The 19,126-nt window shown below is 66.5% G+C and carries 20 protein-coding genes and 1 tRNA gene; 11 read left to right on the top strand and 10 right to left on the bottom strand.

Annotation, left to right across the window (positions count from 1 at the left end):
* The first annotated feature begins 11 nt into the window (after nucleotides 1-11).
* Entirely contained in the window at nucleotides 12-713 is a 702-nt protein-coding gene (locus ACI2KI_RS02885) for a hfsB (protein ID WP_404617566.1), read from the top strand.
* On the opposite strand, the gene ACI2KI_RS02880 is transcribed toward ACI2KI_RS02885, so the two are convergent.
* From ACI2KI_RS02880 to ACI2KI_RS02860, 5 genes are read right to left on the bottom strand one after another with little or no spacing between them, the layout of a single operon-like run.
* Nucleotides 710-1,657 (bottom strand): glycosyltransferase family 2 protein, encoded by a 948-nt coding sequence (locus ACI2KI_RS02880; protein ID WP_404617564.1) that lies wholly within the window; start codon nucleotides 1,655-1,657, stop codon nucleotides 710-712. The genes ACI2KI_RS02885 and ACI2KI_RS02880 overlap by 4 nt on opposite strands.
* Nucleotides 1,654-2,397 carry a polysaccharide deacetylase family protein gene (locus ACI2KI_RS02875; RefSeq protein ID WP_404617562.1) on the bottom strand — a complete coding sequence of 248 codons (744 nt, stop codon included), beginning with the start codon at nucleotides 2,395-2,397 and terminating at the stop codon, nucleotides 1,654-1,656. The genes ACI2KI_RS02880 and ACI2KI_RS02875 overlap by 4 nt, the downstream gene beginning before the upstream one ends.
* Complete coding sequence (locus ACI2KI_RS02870; protein WP_404617560.1) at nucleotides 2,394-3,326, bottom strand: glycosyltransferase family 2 protein; 933 nt, start codon at nucleotides 3,324-3,326, stop codon at nucleotides 2,394-2,396. The genes ACI2KI_RS02875 and ACI2KI_RS02870 overlap by 4 nt, the downstream gene beginning before the upstream one ends.
* Nucleotides 3,323-4,774 carry an oligosaccharide flippase family protein gene (locus ACI2KI_RS02865; protein ID WP_404617558.1) on the bottom strand — a complete coding sequence of 484 codons (1,452 nt, stop codon included), beginning with the start codon at nucleotides 4,772-4,774 and terminating at the stop codon, nucleotides 3,323-3,325. The genes ACI2KI_RS02870 and ACI2KI_RS02865 overlap by 4 nt, the downstream gene beginning before the upstream one ends.
* Nucleotides 4,774-6,330: an exopolysaccharide biosynthesis polyprenyl glycosylphosphotransferase gene (locus tag ACI2KI_RS02860; protein WP_404617556.1), complete on the bottom strand. Its 1,557-nt coding sequence runs from the start codon at nucleotides 6,328-6,330 to the stop codon at nucleotides 4,774-4,776. The genes ACI2KI_RS02865 and ACI2KI_RS02860 overlap by 1 nt, the downstream gene beginning before the upstream one ends.
* A gap of 136 nt (nucleotides 6,331-6,466) precedes the next feature.
* Here ACI2KI_RS02860 and ACI2KI_RS02855 point away from each other — a divergent pair.
* Nucleotides 6,467-6,558 (top strand) — tRNA-Ser (locus ACI2KI_RS02855).
* Nucleotides 6,559-6,569: 11 nt separating this feature from the next.
* Here ACI2KI_RS02855 and ACI2KI_RS02850 read toward each other — a convergent pair.
* Nucleotides 6,570-6,782, bottom strand: a complete 213-nt coding sequence (locus ACI2KI_RS02850) for a hypothetical protein (RefSeq protein ID WP_404617553.1) — start codon at nucleotides 6,780-6,782, stop codon at nucleotides 6,570-6,572.
* Between the two features lie 287 nt (nucleotides 6,783-7,069).
* Between ACI2KI_RS02850 and ACI2KI_RS02845 the strand changes: the two genes are divergently transcribed.
* The 4 genes from ACI2KI_RS02845 to ACI2KI_RS02830 all read left to right on the top strand — a co-directional run bounded on the left by ACI2KI_RS02845 (nucleotide 7,070) and on the right by ACI2KI_RS02830 (nucleotide 10,984).
* Nucleotides 7,070-8,467 (top strand): ammonium transporter, encoded by a 1,398-nt coding sequence (locus tag ACI2KI_RS02845; RefSeq protein ID WP_312061893.1) that lies wholly within the window; start codon nucleotides 7,070-7,072, stop codon nucleotides 8,465-8,467.
* Nucleotides 8,468-8,604: 137 nt separating this feature from the next.
* Nucleotides 8,605-9,279, top strand: coding sequence for a TorF family putative porin (locus ACI2KI_RS02840; protein ID WP_292082915.1), 675 nt, complete (start codon nucleotides 8,605-8,607; stop codon nucleotides 9,277-9,279).
* Between the two features lie 117 nt (nucleotides 9,280-9,396).
* Entirely contained in the window at nucleotides 9,397-9,699 is a 303-nt protein-coding gene (locus ACI2KI_RS02835) for an SCP2 sterol-binding domain-containing protein (protein ID WP_312061895.1), read from the top strand.
* A gap of 76 nt (nucleotides 9,700-9,775) precedes the next feature.
* A complete protein-coding gene (locus tag ACI2KI_RS02830; RefSeq protein WP_404617551.1) occupies nucleotides 9,776-10,984 on the top strand; it encodes an acyl-CoA dehydrogenase family protein in 1,209 nt (402 codons plus the stop codon).
* 61 nt (nucleotides 10,985-11,045) lie between these two features.
* Here ACI2KI_RS02830 and ACI2KI_RS02825 read toward each other — a convergent pair whose 3' ends face one another.
* Both ACI2KI_RS02825 and ACI2KI_RS02820 read right to left on the bottom strand, forming a co-directional pair.
* A complete protein-coding gene (locus ACI2KI_RS02825) occupies nucleotides 11,046-11,282 on the bottom strand; it encodes a hypothetical protein (protein ID WP_404617549.1) in 237 nt (78 codons plus the stop codon).
* A 59-nt stretch (nucleotides 11,283-11,341) separates the two neighbouring features.
* Nucleotides 11,342-11,947, bottom strand: a complete 606-nt coding sequence (locus ACI2KI_RS02820) for a sigma-70 family RNA polymerase sigma factor (RefSeq protein ID WP_312061900.1) — start codon at nucleotides 11,945-11,947, stop codon at nucleotides 11,342-11,344.
* A gap of 171 nt (nucleotides 11,948-12,118) precedes the next feature.
* Here ACI2KI_RS02820 and egtB point away from each other — a divergent pair, with 171 nt between their 5' ends.
* Entirely contained in the window at nucleotides 12,119-14,272 is a 2,154-nt protein-coding gene (gene egtB / locus ACI2KI_RS02815; protein ID WP_404617547.1) for an ergothioneine biosynthesis protein EgtB, read from the top strand.
* A gap of 75 nt (nucleotides 14,273-14,347) precedes the next feature.
* Here the strand turns inward: egtB and ACI2KI_RS02810 are convergent, their stop codons facing one another.
* Entirely contained in the window at nucleotides 14,348-14,575 is a 228-nt protein-coding gene (locus ACI2KI_RS02810; protein WP_292082909.1) for a general stress protein, read from the bottom strand.
* Between the two features lie 188 nt (nucleotides 14,576-14,763).
* Between ACI2KI_RS02810 and ACI2KI_RS02805 the strand changes: the two genes are divergently transcribed.
* The gene (locus tag ACI2KI_RS02805; RefSeq protein WP_404617545.1) at nucleotides 14,764-15,042 is read left to right on the top strand and encodes a hypothetical protein; all 279 of its coding nucleotides are present in this window, start codon (nucleotides 14,764-14,766) and stop codon (nucleotides 15,040-15,042) included.
* A gap of 1 nt (nucleotide 15,043) precedes the next feature.
* On the opposite strand, the gene ACI2KI_RS02800 is transcribed toward ACI2KI_RS02805, so the two are convergent.
* Nucleotides 15,044-15,745, bottom strand: coding sequence for an MBL fold metallo-hydrolase (locus tag ACI2KI_RS02800; protein ID WP_312061907.1), 702 nt, complete (start codon nucleotides 15,743-15,745; stop codon nucleotides 15,044-15,046).
* Nucleotides 15,746-15,914: 169 nt separating this feature from the next.
* On the opposite strand from ACI2KI_RS02800, the gene tig reads away from it, so the two are divergent.
* The 3 genes from tig to ACI2KI_RS02785 all read left to right on the top strand — a co-directional run bounded on the left by tig (nucleotide 15,915) and on the right by ACI2KI_RS02785 (nucleotide 19,098).
* The gene (gene tig / locus ACI2KI_RS02795; RefSeq protein WP_404617543.1) at nucleotides 15,915-17,258 is read left to right on the top strand and encodes a trigger factor; all 1,344 of its coding nucleotides are present in this window, start codon (nucleotides 15,915-15,917) and stop codon (nucleotides 17,256-17,258) included.
* Between the two features lie 161 nt (nucleotides 17,259-17,419).
* Entirely contained in the window at nucleotides 17,420-18,343 is a 924-nt protein-coding gene (locus ACI2KI_RS02790) for a hypothetical protein (protein WP_404617541.1), read from the top strand.
* A 113-nt stretch (nucleotides 18,344-18,456) separates the two neighbouring features.
* Nucleotides 18,457-19,098, top strand: a complete 642-nt coding sequence (locus ACI2KI_RS02785) for an ATP-dependent Clp protease proteolytic subunit (protein ID WP_292082903.1) — start codon at nucleotides 18,457-18,459, stop codon at nucleotides 19,096-19,098.
* Nucleotides 19,099-19,126 lie beyond the last annotated feature (28 nt).

Raw genomic sequence — 19,126 nt, 5'->3', positions numbered from 1 at the left:
AACCGATTCGAATGGTCGATCTGACGACGGAAATGGCGGGACTGTGGGCGGCGCTGGGGCCAGCCTCGGCGCATCGTGGCCGCGTGATCCAGTTCGTCTCGGCTACGTCGGGCGAAGGAACCTCGACCGTAGCGCGCGAGTACGCGCGGCTGGCGGCGGTCCGGGCCAGGAAGCCGGTTTGGCTGATCGACGGCGATCTGGCGCAGCAGGGCCAGATGGACGCCGTTGCGGCGGAACCCGAGCGGTTCGGGCGCTTGACCATGCCGGTGCAGGCTTCGCCCGACGGGTCGGCCTTCTATGTGGTGACCCCGCCCATGCGAGGCCGGGACGGACGGCCGGTCGCTCCGGCGCGCCTGATGACGGCGCGAGCCTGTCTGGGCGGGCGTCTGTTCGTCACTCGTTTCCATATGGAACTGACGCGCGCCGGCCAGCGGGTCGAGGCCTTGGGCGAAGCCCGCTATTGGGACGCGTTACGGACTCATGCCGACACTGTCGTCATCGATACACCCGCCGCGGACCGCAGCGATATGGCGATCACCTTAGCCCCCTTCGTCGACGCCACCATCATCGTCGTGGCGGCAGAAACGACAGCAGCGGGCGATCCCGTGGTCCTGCGAGACGAGATCGACGCTGTGGGCGGCCATATCGCCGGGGTGGTGATGAACCGCTCGATCTGGACGCCGCCGTCGATCCTGAGACGCCTGGCAGGCTAGGACGAAGCCTGGCGCTCCAGCCGCGCCAGTTCGCGCGTGCCGTAAAAATGTGGCTCGAAGCTCTTCATCCAGAACAGTTTTCCGATGCCGCGCGCGCAGCGATCCAGCAGATCTGCGCGACGAGGGCTGGCGACCAGGGTCAGTGCGAGCGCTGCGGCGCCCCAGACAGCAGCCTGTGCCGCGCCGACCGCCATCCAGCGGGTGACGGCCCACCAGTCCCGCGCGGCGGCGGCGGTCTGGCTGGGACCCTGACCATAGGCGAAGGCTCGCGTGAGGGCGTAGCGCAGCGTGGCGCGGTGCGGCGGCGCAAACTCATCGACCCAGGCGTTCGTGGCCCAGCCGAAGCGTCCGCCGCGGGCCGCCAACGCCGCGAACAGGGCGTCGTCCTCGCCGCCGGATTGATCGGCGGCGGCGTTGAAGGGGGCGGCGCCGGGCAGGGCGGTCGCCCGCACCAACAGGGAGTTGCCGCAGCCGTAAGGCGCGTCGATCAACTGGGTCCGGTCAGGGCCTTCGCGACCGAAGAAGCGCTCCAGATAGGGGCGGGTCCAGCCGATTCCGTCCGGCACGCGGCCGCGGATCGGGCCGAAAACGGCGTCGGCGCCGGTCGCCGCCTGGGCCGTGAGCAAGGCGGTCAGCCAACCGGGAGAGGCGGCTTCATCGTCGTCGAGGAAGGCGATCAGCGGCGCGGTCGTGGCGGCCAGCCCGGCATTGCGGGCGGTCGCGACGCCGGGGCGTGGCGCGTGTCGCCAGATGATCGGAATCCCGGCTTCCTCGGCGAGCTGCGCCGTCGTGTCGCGTGAGCTGGCCTGAGGATCATTGTCGACGACGACGATTTCTCTCAGGCGATCCGACACGCCGGTCTGGGCGAGCACCGATCGGACGGCGCGCTCCAGGCTTTCCGGGCGGCGCAGGGTCGGGATGATGACGGCGACGTCGGCGTTCATGCCGCCAGAACCTCGCCGACGGTGCGGATGTCGCATCCGGCCGCGCGGGCGTGGCCGATCAGCCGCTCCAGCGCGTCGGGCGTGCAGCCCCAGGGCGACGGCGTTTCACGTACGTCGTGGGTGTAGAGGATCAGCCAGGCCTTTTCGGCCACGGCACGGTCGATCCAACTGCGAGCGACCAACTCGCCATCGGCGCCCTCTATGCCGACGCTGGGCAACTGGTTGCGGTCGCCGCCGTCATGAACCAGGCCCTTGTGGACCCCGCGTAGCGAGGCATAGCGGGCGCCGAGCTGCTTCTTGGCGCGAGGTGACACCTCGCCGTAGGGATAGGCGAAATGGACGGGGTGTGCGCCGAGGCGGCGCAGGGCGGCGTCGTTGGCGTCCAGATCCGCGTTCAGGTCCGCAGGCGCCGTACGGTGGCAGTCCACATGATTGAGGGTGTGGCCGGCGACCTCGTGCCCCTGATCGACCAGGGCGCTGATCTCGGCGACGTCGGCGAAGCGGCCCATATGTCCCTCTTGTCCGAAAAGGCCGGCGCAGACGTAGAAGGTGCCGCGCGCGTCGTGCTTCTCAAGGGCTGCTGCGCCAGCGTGAGCGGCGCTGGCGGGAATGTCGTCGAAGGTGAAGCTGACCGTAGGCCGCGACAGGTCGAGTTGGGCCGGGCGTTGGTGGGTCAGTCGGGCGAAGCGGCGACGCAGCTTGCCCATCAGGCTGACATCGGGGGTGTAGGGCTGGATCATATCGCCTCCGCATACAGGGCGACGCGGTAGAGCCGCAGGCTGAAGGCGCGCAGCGCGACGGGCAGGATAGGCAGGCGTGCGGCCTGTTTGAACAGCGGGCGGATGGCCTTGAGACCCGGCACGGCCTGCAGGCGCCGCGCGACGCGGTAGCTGGGATAGGCCGCGACGAAATCGGGATGGCGAGCCACCACGCGGGCGAAGTTGGGCGCGGACTGCTCGTACTTGGCGGCCAGGCTGTCGACCGTGTCCAGACCCATGTGGGTGGCCGGGTTGTCGATGTGCTCGACCTTGAAGCGGCGCGAAACCCGCATGGCCCATTCGACGTCTTCCCAGCCCCAGCCGCTGAAGCCTGTGTCGAAGGCCTCGGTCTCGAACACGTCGCGACGGACCAGCAGGTTGGAGGTGAAGACGTGCTTTTCGGGCTGAAGCGCGCGCTGCTCGCGGGGCGTGCAGTCGGAGCGCGCCGCCATGCTGCGATGAACGGCGAAGCGGGCGTCGTCCGGGGCCTGCAGCAGGGAAAAGCCGCCGAAGGCGACGGCGGTGCCCCTTGTCGCAGCCAGGTCGGCCCAGGTCGTGAGGAAGCGGTCATGGTCGGGGCGCATGTCGCTGTCGAGGAACAGCAGGCTGGATCCGCGCGCTGAGGCCGCCAGCCGGTTGCGACCAACCGACCGGCCCTCGTTTTCCGACAGGGAGATGAGGCGGATCGGCAGGGCGCTGGCCTCGATCCGCGCGATCAGGCGCCTTGTCAGGTCGAGGTCGTTTGTGCCGTCGTCAAGAAGGACCAGTTCGGCCGCCCCGTTCAGCCTTGAGGCTTCCCGGTCGAGCAGCTCGATCAAGGTCTCGGGGTCGTCTCTCAGGAAGGGGATCAGCACCGACAGGGCCGGGCGGGCCGAAAACCAGGCGAGGTTGTCGTGAACGGCGGCGGTCATGCGGCGGCCCTGCGGGCTTGAACCGCGCCACGAAGGCGGCGGGCCAGATCGCGGACGCCGCCGGCGTTGATGGCGAAGGCGCAGGCGCCATAGACCGTCGCCCCGACCGAGGCGTCCAGCATCAGTTCGGGGAAGCCGCCGATGGGGGGCAGGAACCAGAGGGCGCAGGCCATGACGACGCAGCACAGGCCGCACTGGACCAGGGTGGTCCACGGCACCGGCAGCGCCAGGACGCGCCGACCCATCGCCCAGGACGCGACCAGGCCGATGGCGAAACTGGCGGCCGTGGCCCAGGCGGCGCCGAGAACGCCGAAAGGGGGAATGAGCACGATATTCAGCGCGACATTGGCCAGGGCCGGGACGCTCATGGCGGCCAGAAGCCAGCCGGTGCGACGGCCCAGGGTGAAGGCCTGATGGAAATAGTACACCGTCACGCCCGACAGCAGGGCCGACAGGGCGATCCACGGCGTGACCAGGGTTGCGGCGTCGCGCAGATCCTCGCCGATCATGAACTCGGACAGGGGGCGCGCCACCAGGGCCACGCCCACCGCGGCGGGCAGGCCGATCAGGATCAGGGTCGAAGCCTGCTCGCGCGCCGCCTTGACCAGTTGCTCGCGCCCGCCGCGTTCCAGCGCCATGACGAGGGCGGGCGTACCCGCCGTCCCCAGCCAGATGAACAGGACGTCGAGGGTCCGATTGGCGATGCTGTAGCCCGCGTGATAGGCGCCGACCGCCGCCTCGTCCATGAACAGGGCCAGCAGGAAACGGTCGGTGGACGCCAGGACCAGGGCCAGGCCCAGCGAGGCGGCGATGGGATAGCCATACACCGCATAGGTTTTCAGACGCTCGCGATCGACGCGGCCCCGACGGGCCTCGCTGAGTTCAGCGGGCAGGATGAAGGGCAGGGCGAACAGGGGGGCGATCAGCAGGCCCGCGAGAGGGGCGGAGGCGCCCCCGCCGGACAGGGCGAAGGCCGCGCCGACGCCGAAGCCGGCCAGGGTGTTCCAGATGTCGAGGCTGGCGGCCTTGCGCACTTCGCCCGCCGCGCGATAGCGCTCCTGCGCCAGCTTGGTCAGGCATCGCACGGGAATGCCGAGCAGGGCCACGGCGATCGGCAGGCGGAAGCCTTCGGGCATGGGCCAAAGCCAGATGGCCAGACCCGCCAAGGGCAGGAACAGGCCGGTCATGATGAAGGTTGTGCGGTACAGGCTGGCGAAATGGCTGGCCATGTCGGCCCCGTCGCGCTGGGCGGCCCAGAAACGCGCCATGGCGGCTTCCAGCCAGCTGAAGGTCGCGACGTGCGCCATGGTCATGACCGAGAAGGCCAGGGCGTAGCGGCCGAAATCCTCGGGGCTGAGCAGGCGCGTATAGACGATGATGGCCAGGAAGCCGACGACGCCCTGGATGATGTTGGCGGGCAGGTAGCCCAGCACTCCGCGCCAGAACATCAGCGCACCGCCATCCGGTCCCCCAGCAGGACGGGAATGGTCACGGCGATGATCCAGAGATCCAGCCAGAAGGACTGGCGCTCGACGTAGTCGATGTCGAGCTGGACGCGGCGACGCACTTCGGGCGCGGTATGCATGGGCCCGCGCGAGCCCTTGATGGCGGCCCAGCCGGTCATGCCCGGCTTGATCCTGTGGCGATGAGCGTAGTCAGCGACCAGCCGGGCCGACTCGACCTCGCCGGTCTTCATGCCGATGGCGTGGGGGCGGGGCCCGACCAAGGACATCTCGCCGCGAATGACGTTGAGCAACTGCGGCAACTCATCCAGGCTGGTGGCGCGAAGGAAGCGACCGATGCGCGTGATGCGGTTGTCGTCGGCGGTGACCTGACGGCTGGCGGTCGCGTCGGCGTCGGCGTGGCGCATGGTGCGGAACTTCCACACCACGATCTCTTCCTGATTGAAGCCGTGTCGACGCTGGCGGAACATCGCCGGACCGGGGCTGTCCAGCCTGACCAGCAGGGCGATGAGCAGCAGGGCCGGCGACAGCAGCACCAGGCCGATGGACGCCAGCACCATGTCTTGCAGTCGCTTGTTGAAGGCGCGGCGCTCCAGATCGGGCGGTCCTTCGAGCGGAGCCATCGGCGCCTGGGCCAGCTTCTCCAGCGCCGCGTTGCGCTGTTCTGCTGTTTTCGGATCGATCAGCAGGGTCAGGCTGATAGGCAGGACGCTCAGGCGGGCGGTCAGGTCTCGCACGCGCGCTTCCGCCTTGGGGTCGATGGCCAGGACGATCCGATCGAGGTAGGGGGTCAGCCGATGATTCAACAGGGCGTCGGCTTCGCCCAGGACCGGCACGCCCTCTACGGCGTCGGGCGATCGCGCCAGGCGGTCGTCAAACACGCCGAGAACATTCACGTCGCGTCGTTGCAGCGCTTCACGGATCAGGCGCTCGGCATGGCGAGTCGCGCCGACCACGGCGATATTGGGGGTGAGCGCGCCCCTGCGTCGCCAGTCCGCGACCATGAGGCTCCAGCCGGCGTGCAAGGTCAGCAGCAGGGCCAGAACCCCGGCGCTCCAACGACCATAGACCGCCCAGGGCGTCGCCGCGCCGTGAAGGCCGTAGCCCAGCGCCGCGGTCAGAGCCGCGCCGATGCCGGCGACGCAGGCCACCGCGCCAAGGTGTGACGGGAAGCCATGCCCCTTGTCGAAGCGGTAAAGGCCCAGGGATCGAAGAAGGCCCAGAATGGCGGCTCCGCCCAGGAAGAGGGGCGCCGCGTCGATCAGACGCACGGCCATCGGTGCGCCGCCTGCAAGCGCTGCGAGGCCGGCGATGACCGCGGCGCTGACTCCCAGAACATCGACAACCCGGAAATAGAAGACGCGCCGCCGCGCGGCGTTGCGCTGACGCGTGTTCAGCCAGAGGTCGGGTCGGAAAGGGCCGCGCCGCGCACGACGGGGAGGGGGCGCCGAATCGCGCGCCGTCGATCCCGAATCAGTGGTGCGTCGCACCCGAAGACCGGCGCCGTCCGCTGTGGGAAGTAGGTTTTCGGCGGACGTCATGGGGCGAACGGCGTGATCCAGAAGCTCATATATCCGCTATTTCCTTGCATGCCGCACGTCTATCCCCCGTTAACGCGATAGAATTCAGCTCCCCCGTTGCGCAGCGTCCAAGGACTCGCTATCCACGCCGCCTGCCGGAGACGTGGCCGAGTGGCTGAAGGCAACGGTTTGCTAAATCGTCGTACCCTGTAAGGGGTACCGAGGGTTCGAATCCCTCCGTCTCCGCCAGAAACTTCCTGTCATTGCCGATCTTTCGCCTTGGCGCCCTTCGGGGCGAGCGAGGGTTGCGGTGTGCTCGTAGTGGAATGGTTCAGGTCTCTGGCCGGGACGCCGTTCTGGAGCAGGATGCGCCGCACCACATCCGGGGCGCCGATGACCGGCATGGGCTGGCCGAAGGTCTCGTTCCACAGGCGGTTCAAATGAGCGTCGTCGGGCGACAGTTGAGGGTTCACTGCGGGGCCTCTCGCATCAGCTTTGAAGGCCATCCTAGGGGGATGCCGAGCGCGCAATCGTAAAAACCTGTCAACTTGGTGATTTGGGGGCGCAGGGATGTGTCAGAGCGCTGGTTGTTGGTGGAAGATTCCACTTCTCTCGAGTTTGAGGGAATTTCATTCCGTGATGCTGTCTCGCTTCATGACTGCGCGGTGAAAAATTCTCAGGTCGCCGCATTTTTCCTCTTGTCGAGTTCGCGGATGCAATAAACAGTTCGCAATTGCGAAACGCATGAGGGGATACGCGCATGACGCAGTTCAAAAACAGCTTACCGGGGCTTCTCGCCCTGCTTTGTCTCACCGGGGGGCTATTCGCGGTCGGCGCGGCGCTCGCAGCGCCCGACGCCGCCGTCGTCGCCAACGTCGCCAGTGCCGCTGTAACAGCGTCGGAGCCTGCTCCGGCGCTGTTTTCACATCAGGTTCCGCTGGAGCTGGACGCTGCGGGCACGGCCTGGCTGGGGACGTCCACCGCCCTGGTCCTGCTGATGACCCTGCCGGGTCTGGCGCTCTTCTACGGCGGCATGGTGCGCCGCAAAAACGTGATCGCGACGATCACCCAGTCGGTCGCCGCCTTCGCCGTGGTGTCGCTGACCTGGTTCATCGCCGGATACACCATCGCCTTCGGCACGAACGGCGACGCCGGGGTCAATCAGTACATCGGCAGCCTGGACGCCCTGTTCCTGAACGGGGTGACGGTCGACACGGCGCACAGCCTGCTGCCTGGCATTCCTGAGTTCCTCTGGGTGTCGTTCCAACTGACCTTCGCCATCATCACCCCGGCGCTGATCACCGGGGCCTTCGCCGAACGGCTGAAGTACTCGGGCATGCTGCTGTTCACGGCCCTGTGGTCGCTGGTGGTCTATGCGCCGATCGCCCACTGGGTCTGGGGCGGCGGCTTCCTGGGCGCGCAGGGCGTGCTGGACTTCGCCGGCGGCGCCGTGGTGCACGTCAACTCGGGGGTGGCGGGTCTGGTTTGCGCCCTGTTCCTCGGGCCGAGGAAGGGCTACGGCGTCGAGCCCATCACGGCGCACAACCCGGTTCTGACGATGATCGGCGCCTCGCTGCTGCTGGTCGGCTGGATCGGTTTCAACGCCGGTTCGGCGGGGGCGGCCAACGGCCTGATGGGCGCGGCCCTGATCAACACCCTGCTGGCGGCGGCCGCGGCTTCGCTGGCCTGGAAGTTCGTCGAGGTCGTCTACAAGAAGAAGTGGTCGCTGATCGGCGTCCTGTCGGGCGTGGTCGCAGGTCTGGTCGCGATCACGCCGGCGGCGGGCTTTGTCGATCCCAAGGGGGCGGTCATCATCGGCCTGATCGCCGGTCCGGCCTGCTACGTCTCGTCGGTCTGGCTGAAGAAACTGCTCAAGTATGACGACAGCCTGGACGCCTTCGGCCTGCACGGCGCGGGCGGTCTGGTCGGCGCTCTGCTGACGGGCGTCTTCGCCTCGACGGCGATCAACAGCCTGTCGGAAGGGGCCAATATCGGGGCTCAGGCCCTGGGTCTGGTCTGGACCATCCTGTGGAGCGCGGTCGGCACTCTGATCATCCTGCTGATCTGCAAATACACGACGGGCCTGCGCGTCACCGACGAGCAGGAGACGGAAGGCCTGGACGCCCACCTGCACGGCGAAGTGCTGGACGGCGTTTGAGGCGAGGGGGCGGGACGCGGCGCCTCCCCGCCGCGTCCCGCCAGGGATTTAACCTTCGCACAAGGCTCGTCGGTCGCTTTTCATCAACGACTTGCGGGCAGACGTGCGGCAATCAAAAGACAATGAGGGGATATGTCATGAAACTAGCTCTTATCGGCGCCAGCGCGCTGGTTCTGTTCGGCGCGGGCTCGGCCCAGGCGCAGACGCAGCCCGAGGTGGCGTTCAACATCGGCGTGGTCAGCGACTACGTCTTCCGCGGCGCCAGCCAGACCAATGAGGATCCGGCGCTTCAGGGCGGGATCGACGCCACGTTCGGCAGCTTCTACGCCGGAACCTGGGCGTCCATGGTCGACTTCGGGGACGACACCGACGCCGAAATCGATCTTTACGGCGGCTATCGCACCGAGGCGGCGGGCTATGCGCTGGACTTCGGCGTGCTCGGCTATTTCTACGTCAATGAGCCGAGCGGCGCGGACTACAACTTCGTCGAGTTCAAGGCCGCGGCTTCGCGGGCCGTCGGACCGGCGACCCTGGGGGCTGCGGTCTATTATTCGCCGGACTTCTTCGGCGTGGACGACAGCGCGACCTATCTGGAAGCCAACGCCGCCTACGCCCTGGCGGACAAGTGGACGGTCTCGGGCGCGGTCGGCCATCAGTGGCTGGACGTGAGCAGCGACTACGCCACATGGAACCTGGGCGTGGCCTATGCCCTGACGGACAATCTGGCGGTGGACGTGCGCTACCATGACACGGACGTGGACGGACCGCTGACCGACGACCGTTTCGTGGTCGGGCTGAAGGCCAGCTTCTAGGGATCGGCGGGGCGGCGACACGGCGCGACCGGTCGCCGCTTTCCCTAGCGTGATCTTGGCGCCGCCCTCGCAGCGGGCTACGCCTGCGCCTCAATCTTGCTCTTGGGAGAGACGCACATGGACCTTAACGCCGTCACTGATCACATCCGTAACGCCGTTGGCGACAACTCGGGCCTGGGCAAGACCGTCAAGCTGGACCTCGGCGACGTCGGCAAGATCTTCATCGACGGGGCTTCGGTGCCCAACTCGGTGACCAACGAAGACAAGCCTGCTGACGCCACCGTTTCGATGAAATGGGATGACTTCGTCGCCCTGTCGGAAGGCAAGCTGGATCCGATGATGGCCTTCATGCAGGGCAAGCTGAAGATCGCCGGCGACATGATGATCGCCCAGAAGCTGGCGCCGCTGCTGAAGCGCTGATGCGTTTCTGAGCAGTCAGAATTATCACGGCGCGGTCCCCCGGGGCCGCGCCGTTTTGCTGTCGGAGGAGCAGCCTATGAATTTCCAGCCGAGCGAGCGCGGCCTGCACTGGCGCGAACGCGTGCGCCGCTTCATGGACGAACAGGTCCTGCCGCGTGAAGCCGAGTACCGCGCCCAGGTTCATGCCGATCCGAAGACCCAGCCGGCGGTGATGGAGGAACTGAAGTCCAGGGCGAAGGCCGAAGGGCTGTGGAACATGTTCCTGCCGGGGGATCACGGCGCGGGTCTGAGCAATCTGGAGTACGCGCCCATCGCCGAGTTGATGGGCCGGGCCCTGTGGTCGGCTGAGGTGTTCAACTGCAACGCCCCTGACACCGGCAACATGGAGGTCCTGCACATGTATGGCGACGCCGCTCAGCAGGAGCGCTGGCTGGCGCCGCTGATGGCGGGCGAGATCCGTTCAGCCTTCCTGATGACCGAGCCCGAGGTTGCCTCGTCGGACGCGACCAACATCCAGACCAGCATCGTCCGTGACGGCGATCACTATGTGATCAACGGGCGTAAATGGTGGTCGACCAATATGGCGCACCCGAACGTCGCCATGACCATCGTCATGGGCAAGACCGATACCGAGGCGGCGACGCACCAGCAGCAGAGCCAGATCATCGTGCCGACGGACACGCCCGGTTTCCGCGTCGAGCGGATGCTGTCGGTGTTCGGCTATGACGAGGCGCCGATCGGCCACGCCGAGGTGGTGCTGGAGAACGTCCGCGTGCCCGCCTCGAACCTGATCGCGGGCGAGGGGCGGGGCTTCGAGATCGCTCAGGGGCGTTTGGGCCCGGGCCGTATTCACCACTGCATGCGTGTGATCGGCGCGGCGGAAAAGGCGCTGGAGCTGATGGTCGAGAGGCTGTTGAGCCGCACCGCCTTCCGCAAGTCCCTGGCCGAGCATTCGGTGTGGGAGCAGCGCGTGGCCGAGGCGCGCACCAATATCGAGATGTGCCGCCTGCTGGTGCTGAAAGCCGCCTGGATGATGGACGAGGTCGGGGCCAAGGGCGCCAAGTCGGAGATCGCCCAGATCAAGGTCGCCGCGCCGCGCATGGCCCTGAAGGTCATCGACGACGCCATCCAGGCCTTCGGCGGAGCCGGCGTGTCTGGCGATACGCCTCTGGCTGAGCTTTACGCCACGGTGCGCACGCTTCGGATCGCCGACGGGCCTGACGAGGTGCACAACCGCACCATCGCGCGGCTGGAGTACGCTCTGCACGGCGGTCTGCGTCGCTAGAAAAAGATCGGGGCCGTGGCGTTCGCCATGGCCCCTCTTGCTTAACCGCCGACCGTGTTCGTCAATGCCGCTTGTCGGGCCGGAACAGCTGATGCCGGTGGTGCGAGCCGATGCCGCCTTCGGTCACGTCGCTGATGAAGAAATTCTCGCTGTGGCGATGCGGCGGCTCTGAGCCGAAGTGCTGCCGAATCCAGTTGGCGAAGCCGGATTTTCTGACTTCTGGTCTGTTGGATTGGGCTGACGACGGCGCGTCCGGGGCGGACGTCTCTCGGGGGGGCATATGCAGGGGGTTCATCATGATCGACTCTCCCAAAAACTGAATCATCAACTTGGGAAATCTGCCCTCGTTCCCTCTGCCTAGCTGTCATTCCCGATTACATTTTGGACAGCTTCCAGAGGCACTTCCATGTCCAGCAGTGTCGCTAACCGATGCCGGGCGCGGTTGACGCGGCTCTTGATCGTGCCGACGGCGCAGCCCGAGATTTCGGCCGCCTCCTGGTAGGACAGGCCCACTGCGCCGACCATGACGATCGCCTCGCGGTGTTCTGGGGGAAGGGCGTTCAGCGCCGCTTGCAAGGATCTTAACTCAGCTGTCCATTCCTGGCTGGGTTCCGCCGTCAGGCCGGCTGCGTAGCGACCTTCTTCGTCAAGCACCTCACGACGGCGTTTGGCGGCGCCGGTGTACCAGCTGTTTCGCAAGATGGTGAAAAGCCAGGCGCGCAGATTGCTGCCTGGCTCGAACCGTGTCCGGTGCGCCCAGGCCTTGGTCAGGGTCTCCTGCACCAGGTCGTCAGCGTCCGCCGCATTGCGCGACAGGGAGAAGGCGAAGGCGCGCAGAGAGGGCAGGAAGTTGGTCATCGCATCGCGCCAGTCGACCGGGTCGATAATGCCGACGGGGCGACGGGAGGCGGTACGACGCGGGCCATTGTCCTGCGGCCCGTCAGGCACGCGAACATGGGGCATGCAACGGGAGTCCTGAAGTCTGGGCCGCGCGCCCCCAGCGCGGGTCGTGAGTGTCAGAAACGTCGCCTCGTCGCGACCGTTCCGCCGAGCGAGCGGGAAGCGGCCCAGCGGAACCGGGTTGCGCCAGCCTGCATTCAAGAGAGCTGGACAAGACTTTCCTTCGAGAGATCAATGACCCAAGCCGTGCGGGCGACGACGATCACTGGACGGGATGTCGAGGTCTATCGGCGGGTGAGGGCTCGCATGCCGGATTTGGCTTCGGGGCTGTCGGCGGAGGATCTGGCCGCCCAGTCCATGCCGGAGGCCAGTCCGGGCAAGTGGCATCTGGCCCATTCCAGCTGGTTCTTTGAGGCGATGATCCTGGCGCGGCGGGCGGGCTATGTTCCCGTTGATGAGCGCCTGAACCGGCTGTTCAATTCCTACTATGAGACCCTGGGCGAACGGGTCGAGCGGGGAGAGCGGGGGCTGATGACCCGCCCCTCGCTGGCGGAGGTCATGGCTTATCGCGACGAGATAGACCTTCGCATGGAGGCGCGGCTGGCCGAGGGACTGGACGACGGGTCTGAACGCTATCTGTTCGAGCTGGGCCTGAACCATGAAGAGCAACATCAGGAACTCTTCCTGATGGACCTGCTGAACCTGATGGCGCGTTCGCCGCTGGATCCGGCGGCCTATGAGTTCGAGCCGCGCGCAAAGTCGCTACAAGAGCGGCGCGAGGGGTGGGTTTCATTCGAAGGCGGGTTGGCGGAGATCGGCGCGGGCGAGGACGACTTCGCCTTCGACAACGAGAAACCCGTCCATAAGGTCTGGCTGGAGCCCTTCTCGCTGGCCGCCGACCTGACGACCAATGCGGACTGGATCGCCTTCATCGACGACGACGGTTATCGGCGAGCTGAGTTCTGGCTGTCGGACGGCTGGGCGCGTGTGAAGGCGGAGGGCTGGACGTCGCCCCTTTATTGGCGGGAGGAGGCGGCAGGGTGGAGCGTCATGACCCTGGCGGGGCGGCGACCCGTCGATCCAGCCGCGCCGGTGCGCCACGTCAGCTTCTACGAGGCCGACGCCTTTGCACGATGGTCGGGACGGCGGTTGCCGACCGAGGCGGAATGGGAGCAGGCCGCGCGGGCCTCAGCCGGGGCCTTCTCGAACCTGTCGGGCGAGGTCTGGCAATGGACGGCCAGCGCCTATGCTCCCTATCCGGGGTTCCGTCCGACCGAGGGGACGGCGGCGGAGTACAACGGCAAGTTCATGGCCAATCAGATGGTCCTGCGTGGCGGGGCGTTCGCCACGCCCGAGGAGCATACGCGGCCCAGCTATCGCAACTTCTACTACCCCCATCAGCGCTGGATGTTCGCGGGGGTCCGTCTGGCGGCGGACGGAGCCTTGGTCGAGGAGACGGGCGCGCACGACGCCTTTCGTCAGGACATGATCGACGGCCTGTCGCGCCGGGTGAAGGCTCTGCCGCCCAAGTGGTTTTATGATGCCGAAGGGTCGCGGCTGTTCGAGGAAATCACCCGTCTGTCGGAGTACTATCCCACCCGGCAGGAGGCGGCCTTGCTGCGGCGGGTGGCGCCGGAATGGGCCGAGCGCTTCGGCCCGGACGCGGTGCTGGTCGAGTTGGGCTCTGGGGCCAGCGAGAAGACGCGGATCGTGTTGAACGCGGCACAAGACCTCGCGGCCTACGTCCCCATCGACATCAGCCCGACGGCGCTGAATGAGGCGGCCGAGCGTATTGGCGCCGATTATCCGGGCCTGAGGGTTCTGCCGGTGGTCGGCGACTTCGAGCATCTGGCGCCGCCGCCGGACAAGGCCGGGCAGGGGCGAAGGATCGGCTTTTTCCCGGGATCGACCATCGGCAATCTGACGCCAGAGGCCGCAGTGGCCTTGCTGCGGTCGGCACGGCAGGTGTTGGGCGAAGGGAGCCTGTTCATCCTCGGCGTCGACCTGGTGAAGTCGCCAGAGGTTCTGATTGCGGCCTATGACGACGCCCATGGGGTGACGGCGGCCTTCAACCGCAACCTCCTGGTTCGCGCCAATCGCGACCTGGGCATGGATTTCGAGCCCGAGGCTTTCGACCATGTGGCGCTTTGGAACGCCGAGCATTCGCGGATGGAGATGCACTTGCGGGCCGTCCGGCCGATGACGGTGCGCCTGGGCAAGCTGGCCTTCCGCTTCGGCGAGGGCGAGACCATCCACACCGAGAGTTCGCGCAAGTATGACGAAGCCTCTGTTCGAGCCTTGGCTTCGGCGGGCGGGTGGCGTCTGGAGGCGTTCGAGGTCAGCGCGTCCCCGGCAGTCGCTCTGGCGCTACTGGCGGCGGAAGATTAGGGCGGAGACCAGTAGCGCGTAAAAAAAAGCGGCGCGCCGAAGGGCGCGCCGCTTCAATGCATGATGCAGACGATCTCAGCCCTTGGGGGCGTCGTTGTCTGTCTTGCTGCGAGATCCATGCGAGGCCTCGCCGCCCTTGCGGCCCGCCTGGGCGGCCAGGCTGCGGTCCTGAGAGAAGCTGCGCTTCTCGCTGGGGACGCTGGCCCCGCCCTTGCGGGCGATCTCGCGTTGGCGTTCGGGGTCCATCGAGGCGAATCCTCGTTTGGAAACACCCGACCCGCGGGTGGGCTGACCTTCGGCCATCGGTTGTTCCTTTCTAAGACGGCGGCGCTTGGCTGATGAACCCGGTCGGAAGGTCTAGGTTCCGGGGAAGGATGATTTCCTCGTTCGCCGACCCGCGCGACCCACGGCGGATGAGCCGCGCCCGGGACGGGCTCGGAACCCCGGCGGGCGCGGCGGGTTGATCGGCCATCCCCGAAAGGACTTGAGACATGCCTGATCCCTATGCGTCCACGCCCTCGCCGGAAGACATCGTCAACGGCAGTTCCTACCGTTCGCAGACGCTGGAAGAGGAGGCCGACGCCATTCTGGTGCGTGGCGCCTCGCCAAGGCCCTTGCGGGCGGCGGTGCGCGAAGACGCGGCCGAGGCGAGGGTCTGGGCTGATCGATGCGTCAGACGGGTGCGCGACGCCATCCGGGACGAGCCGATGCGGGCGACGCTCTATGCCTTGGGAATCGGAGTGATCATCGGCCTGCTGGCCGCGCGCTAGATCAGGACGGACCGCTCGCCGGACGGGCGATCGGCGCGCGCGACATGGCCTGATCCGAGACGTAGGGGTTGCTGCGTCGCTCGGCGCCGAAGGTCGAGTGGGGGCCGTGGCCCGGGACGAAGGTCACGTCGTCGCCCAGGGGCCATAGCTTCTGCGTGATGGCGTGCAGCAGGGCGCCGTGGTCGCTACGCGGGAAGTCGGTGCGGCCGATCGAGCCCTGGAACAGGACGTCGCCGACCTGGGCGAAGCGGGCCTCGCGGTTGAAGAAGACGACGTGGCCTGGGGTGTGGCCGGGGCAGTGGACGACCTCCCAGGTCGTTTCGCCCAAGGTCAGGGTCTCGCCGTCGTTCAGGAAGCGCGTCGGGGTGAAGCTGCGCACGTCAGGCAGGCCGTACTTCTGACCCTGGGTGGGAATCAGGTCGATCCAGAACTGGTCCTCGGCCTGGGGGCCGATGATGTCGACGCCGGACTTTTCCTGCATCTCGGCGGCGGCGCCGGCGTGGTCGAGGTGGCCGTGGGTGATCCAGATGGCGTCCAGCGTCAGGCCGCGCCGCGCGATCTCGCCCAGAATCGCATCCACCGAGCCGCCGGGATCAATGACGGCGGCCTTGTTGGTTCTGGTGCACCAGACCGTCGTGCAGTTCTGCTGCAGCGGCGTGACGGGCGTGATGAAGACGCCGATGGGGGCAGGGGACTGGCTCATGGTTCTTCAGATAGCGAGGCGAAGACGCCAAAGGAACCCGCGTGCGTTGACCTTTCCGCCCCTTCTCGACATAAGGGCGGGCTTCGAGGAGCCGCTCCAAAAGGGCGGCCCTATTGCTTTATCCACCGCGCGCCGTCCGGCGTCGCCCCAGAGCGTCAGAATCCCGACCATGCAAGTCGTCGAAAAGTCGAACGAAGGCCTCAGCCGCGTGATCGCGGTGACCATCCCGGTAGCCGAGCTGAACGAAAAGCTTGAAGCGCGCATCAAGGAAGTCGCGCCCCAGATGAAGCTCAAGGGCTTCCGTCCGGGCAAGGTGCCGGCCGCCCACGTCAAGAAGACCTTCGGCCGTGACTTCATGGGCGAAATCATCAACGCCTCGCTGAACGAAACCAGCCAGAAGGCCCTGGACGAAGCCAAGATCCGTCCGGCCGCTCCGGCCGAGATGAAGCTGGTCTCGGACATGGACAAGGTCATCGCCGGTCAGGAAGACCTGGCCTATGAAATGTCGCTGGAAGTCATGCCCGACTTCACCCCGGTCGACCCCAAGACCCTGAAGCTGGAGCGTCCGACCTACACCGCTTCGGACGAGGACCTGGACGAAGCCCTGAAGGAACTGGCCTCGCAGGCGAAGTCCTACGAAGACAAGACCGGCAAGTCGGTCAAGGCCGCCGAAGGCGACCAGCTGACCATCGACTTCGTCGGCAAGCTGGACGGTGAAGTGTTCGAAGGCGGTTCGGCCGAGGACGCCGACCTGGTGATCGGTTCGAACCGCTTCATCCCGGGCTTCGAAGAGCAGCTGAAGGGCGCCAAGGTCGGCGAAGAGAAGACCATCGAGGTCACCTTCCCGGAAGAATACCAGGCCAAGAACCTGGCCGGCAAAGCCGCCACGTTCGACGTCAAGGTCAAGGCCATCAAGGCCGAAGCCGAAGCCAAGATCGACGACGAGTTCGCCACCCGCATCGGCCTGGAGTCGCTGGACAAGCTGAAAGAGCTGCTGAAGGCCAACCTGGACCAGCAATACGCCGGCGCCGCCCGCTTCAAGCTGAAGCGCGCCCTGCTGGACCAGTTGGACGAAGCCCACGACTTCGCCCTGCCGCCGAAGATGGTGGACGCCGAGTTCGAAGGCATCTGGGCCCAGGTGTCGGCTGACAAGGACGCCGGCCGTCTGCCGGAAGAGGACGCCAAGAAGTCGGAAGACGAACTGAAGGCCGAGTACAAGAAGATCGCCGAGCGCCGCGTGCGCCTGGGCCTGGTGCTCGCCGAAATCGGCCGCGCCAACAATGTCGGCGTGACGGACCAGGAACTGTCGGGCGCCATCATGGCCGAAGCCCGCAACTACCCGGGTCAGGAAAAGATGGTTCTGGACTTCTATCGCCAGAACCCGAACGCCGCCGCCCAGCTGCGCGCGCCCATCTATGAAGAGAAGGTCGTCGACCTGATCGTCGGCGTCGCCGAGGTCACCGACAAGCCGATCTCGAAGGAAGAGCTGCTGAAGGAAGAAGACGAGGGCTAAGCCCCTCTTCGCCAACTGCAGATGATGAACAGGCCCTCGCGTTTCGGCGCGAGGGCTTTTTCACTGGTTCTGACCAAGAATTAATCTGTGCGTCGCCCAGAGCCTCATTCCGGCCTGCATGCTGATTTCAGTAACGTAACAACGAAATCCGGAGGGCGGTAATGGGTGCAGTGTTCGCAGCGGTCCTGATGAGCATGACGATGATGATCGCGCCTGCCGAACGGGCGCAGTCACAGCAAGCCGATGGAGTCCAGGCCACGACCGAACTTGAGGATGTCTTGGTGCGGGGGCGTCGTCTGGACGAGCAGGTGCAGGGCTTTATTGACGAGGTCTCTGCTCCGCCGGTCGGGCGTGGACCCGCGAGATGGCAGGACAACATCTGTGTCGGCGTGGCCAATCTAAGGGGCGACGCGGCGCAGTACCTCGCGGACCGCGTTTCCGAAGTGGCGATGGAAATCGGCCTCGAACCCGGGGAGCCGGGCTGTCGGCCCAACATCCTGATTATCGGAACGGATGACGGCCCCGCGATGGCGCGGGGGCTGGTCGAGGCCCGTCGCAACGTCTTCTGGCCGGGCGGGTCGGGCATGAGCCGAAGCCGGGCCGCGCTCGAGGCCTTTCAGAGCAATACGGACCCCGTGCGCTGGTGGCATATCAGCGTGCCGGTCGACTCCCAGACGGGTGCGGTCGCCGTCCGGCTGCCCGGAGAGAGTGCGCCGATGGTCGCCAAGGCGACGTCCGGTCGCCTGCGCACGACAATCCGGAACGACTTGAGCCGCGTCATCATCATCGTGGATATGGCCTCGGCCGATGGTCTGGATATGCGTCAGATCGCTGACTATGCCGCCATGGTGGCGTTCTCACAGGTCGATCCGGATGCTGACACCCAGGGCTACGATTCCATCCTCAACCTGTTCCGTAATCCGCAGCAGACTCCGGGCCTGAGCGACTGGGATATGGCCTATCTGAGGGCCCTGTATGGCGCCGAGCTCAATCAAGCATCGGCGACGCATCAGGCCGGAGAGATCCAGGGGCTGATGGCGCGGGATCAGAAGCGCGCTCAAGCGGCGGCTCCTGAATCCGATTGAGCGAGCGCAGAAGCAGTCCTCGCGACCCTTGCGCCGTGCGGGTCGGGTGGTGATATCTTGGCGACTAAGGTCGCGGCAGCGAGTCGCGCCGGCAGAATTCGAAAAAGGCCTTCATGCGCGATCCGATCGACTACATCTCCAACAACCTGGTGCCGATGGTGGTGGAGCAATCCAGCCGCGGCGAACGGTCGTTCGACATCTTTTCGCGCCTGCTGCGCGAGCGGATCATCTTCCTGACCGGCCCGTTCGAGGACGGCATGGCCTCGCTGATCTGCGCCCAGCTGCTGTTCCTGGAATCGGAGAACCCGAAGAAGGAAATCAGCATGTACATCAACAGCCCCGGCGGTCAGGTGACCTCGGCGCTCGCGATCTACGACACCATGCAATACATCAAGTCGCCGGTCTCGACCGTGGTCATGGGCATGGCCGCCTCGGCCGGTTCGCTGATCCTGACGGCCGGTGAAGCCGGCCAGCGCATCGCCCTGCCGAACGCACGGGTCATGGTGCACCAGCCCTCGGGCGGCTTCCGCGGCACGGCCTCGGACATCGAGCGCCACGCCGAGGACATCATCGCCACCAAGCGTCGCCTGAACGAGATCTATGTCCACCACACGGGTCGGACCTATGAGGAAGTCGAGCGCACCCTGGACCGCGACCACTTCATGACCGCCGAGGAAGCCAAGGCCTGGGGCATCGTGGACCACGTCTACGACAAGCGCACCGAGGCGGACGCGGACGGCGTCAAGGCCCCCTGAGCCTGAGCTTCAGGACCTGAGATGAGCG

The sequence above is a fragment of the Brevundimonas sp. NPDC046655 genome (genome assembly GCF_044901625.1).
GTDB lineage: Bacteria > Pseudomonadota > Alphaproteobacteria > Caulobacterales > Caulobacteraceae > Brevundimonas.
The sequence above is the reverse complement of the archived record's forward strand: the minus strand, read 5'-3'. Positions and strand labels throughout refer to the sequence as shown.

What these genes read in the sequence shown, in the direction of transcription:
- ACI2KI_RS02800 (WP_312061907.1), bottom strand. Translation starts at nt 15,745, where the DNA reads ATGAGCCAGTCCCCTGCCCCCATCGGCGTCTTCATCACGCCCGTCACG.
- ACI2KI_RS02845 (WP_312061893.1), top strand. Translation starts at nt 7,070, where the DNA reads ATGACGCAGTTCAAAAACAGCTTACCGGGGCTTCTCGCCCTGCTTTGT.
- ACI2KI_RS02810 (WP_292082909.1), bottom strand. Translation starts at nt 14,575, where the DNA reads ATGGCCGAAGGTCAGCCCACCCGCGGGTCGGGTGTTTCCAAACGAGGA.
- ACI2KI_RS02830 (WP_404617551.1), top strand. Translation starts at nt 9,776, where the DNA reads ATGAATTTCCAGCCGAGCGAGCGCGGCCTGCACTGGCGCGAACGCGTG.
- ACI2KI_RS02785 (WP_292082903.1), top strand. Translation starts at nt 18,457, where the DNA reads ATGCGCGATCCGATCGACTACATCTCCAACAACCTGGTGCCGATGGTG.
- ACI2KI_RS02860 (WP_404617556.1), bottom strand. Translation starts at nt 6,330, where the DNA reads ATGACGTCCGCCGAAAACCTACTTCCCACAGCGGACGGCGCCGGTCTT.
- tig (WP_404617543.1), top strand. Translation starts at nt 15,915, where the DNA reads ATGCAAGTCGTCGAAAAGTCGAACGAAGGCCTCAGCCGCGTGATCGCG.
- egtB (WP_404617547.1), top strand. Translation starts at nt 12,119, where the DNA reads ATGACCCAAGCCGTGCGGGCGACGACGATCACTGGACGGGATGTCGAG.
- ACI2KI_RS02835 (WP_312061895.1), top strand. Translation starts at nt 9,397, where the DNA reads ATGGACCTTAACGCCGTCACTGATCACATCCGTAACGCCGTTGGCGAC.
- ACI2KI_RS02875 (WP_404617562.1), bottom strand. Translation starts at nt 2,397, where the DNA reads ATGATCCAGCCCTACACCCCCGATGTCAGCCTGATGGGCAAGCTGCGT.
- ACI2KI_RS02870 (WP_404617560.1), bottom strand. Translation starts at nt 3,326, where the DNA reads ATGACCGCCGCCGTTCACGACAACCTCGCCTGGTTTTCGGCCCGCCCG.
- ACI2KI_RS02865 (WP_404617558.1), bottom strand. Translation starts at nt 4,774, where the DNA reads ATGTTCTGGCGCGGAGTGCTGGGCTACCTGCCCGCCAACATCATCCAG.
- ACI2KI_RS02805 (WP_404617545.1), top strand. Translation starts at nt 14,764, where the DNA reads ATGCCTGATCCCTATGCGTCCACGCCCTCGCCGGAAGACATCGTCAAC.
- ACI2KI_RS02840 (WP_292082915.1), top strand. Translation starts at nt 8,605, where the DNA reads ATGAAACTAGCTCTTATCGGCGCCAGCGCGCTGGTTCTGTTCGGCGCG.
- ACI2KI_RS02825 (WP_404617549.1), bottom strand. Translation starts at nt 11,282, where the DNA reads ATGATGAACCCCCTGCATATGCCCCCCCGAGAGACGTCCGCCCCGGAC.
- ACI2KI_RS02790 (WP_404617541.1), top strand. Translation starts at nt 17,420, where the DNA reads ATGGGTGCAGTGTTCGCAGCGGTCCTGATGAGCATGACGATGATGATC.
- ACI2KI_RS02885 (WP_404617566.1), top strand. Translation starts at nt 12, where the DNA reads ATGGTCGATCTGACGACGGAAATGGCGGGACTGTGGGCGGCGCTGGGG.
- ACI2KI_RS02820 (WP_312061900.1), bottom strand. Translation starts at nt 11,947, where the DNA reads ATGCCCCATGTTCGCGTGCCTGACGGGCCGCAGGACAATGGCCCGCGT.
- ACI2KI_RS02880 (WP_404617564.1), bottom strand. Translation starts at nt 1,657, where the DNA reads ATGAACGCCGACGTCGCCGTCATCATCCCGACCCTGCGCCGCCCGGAA.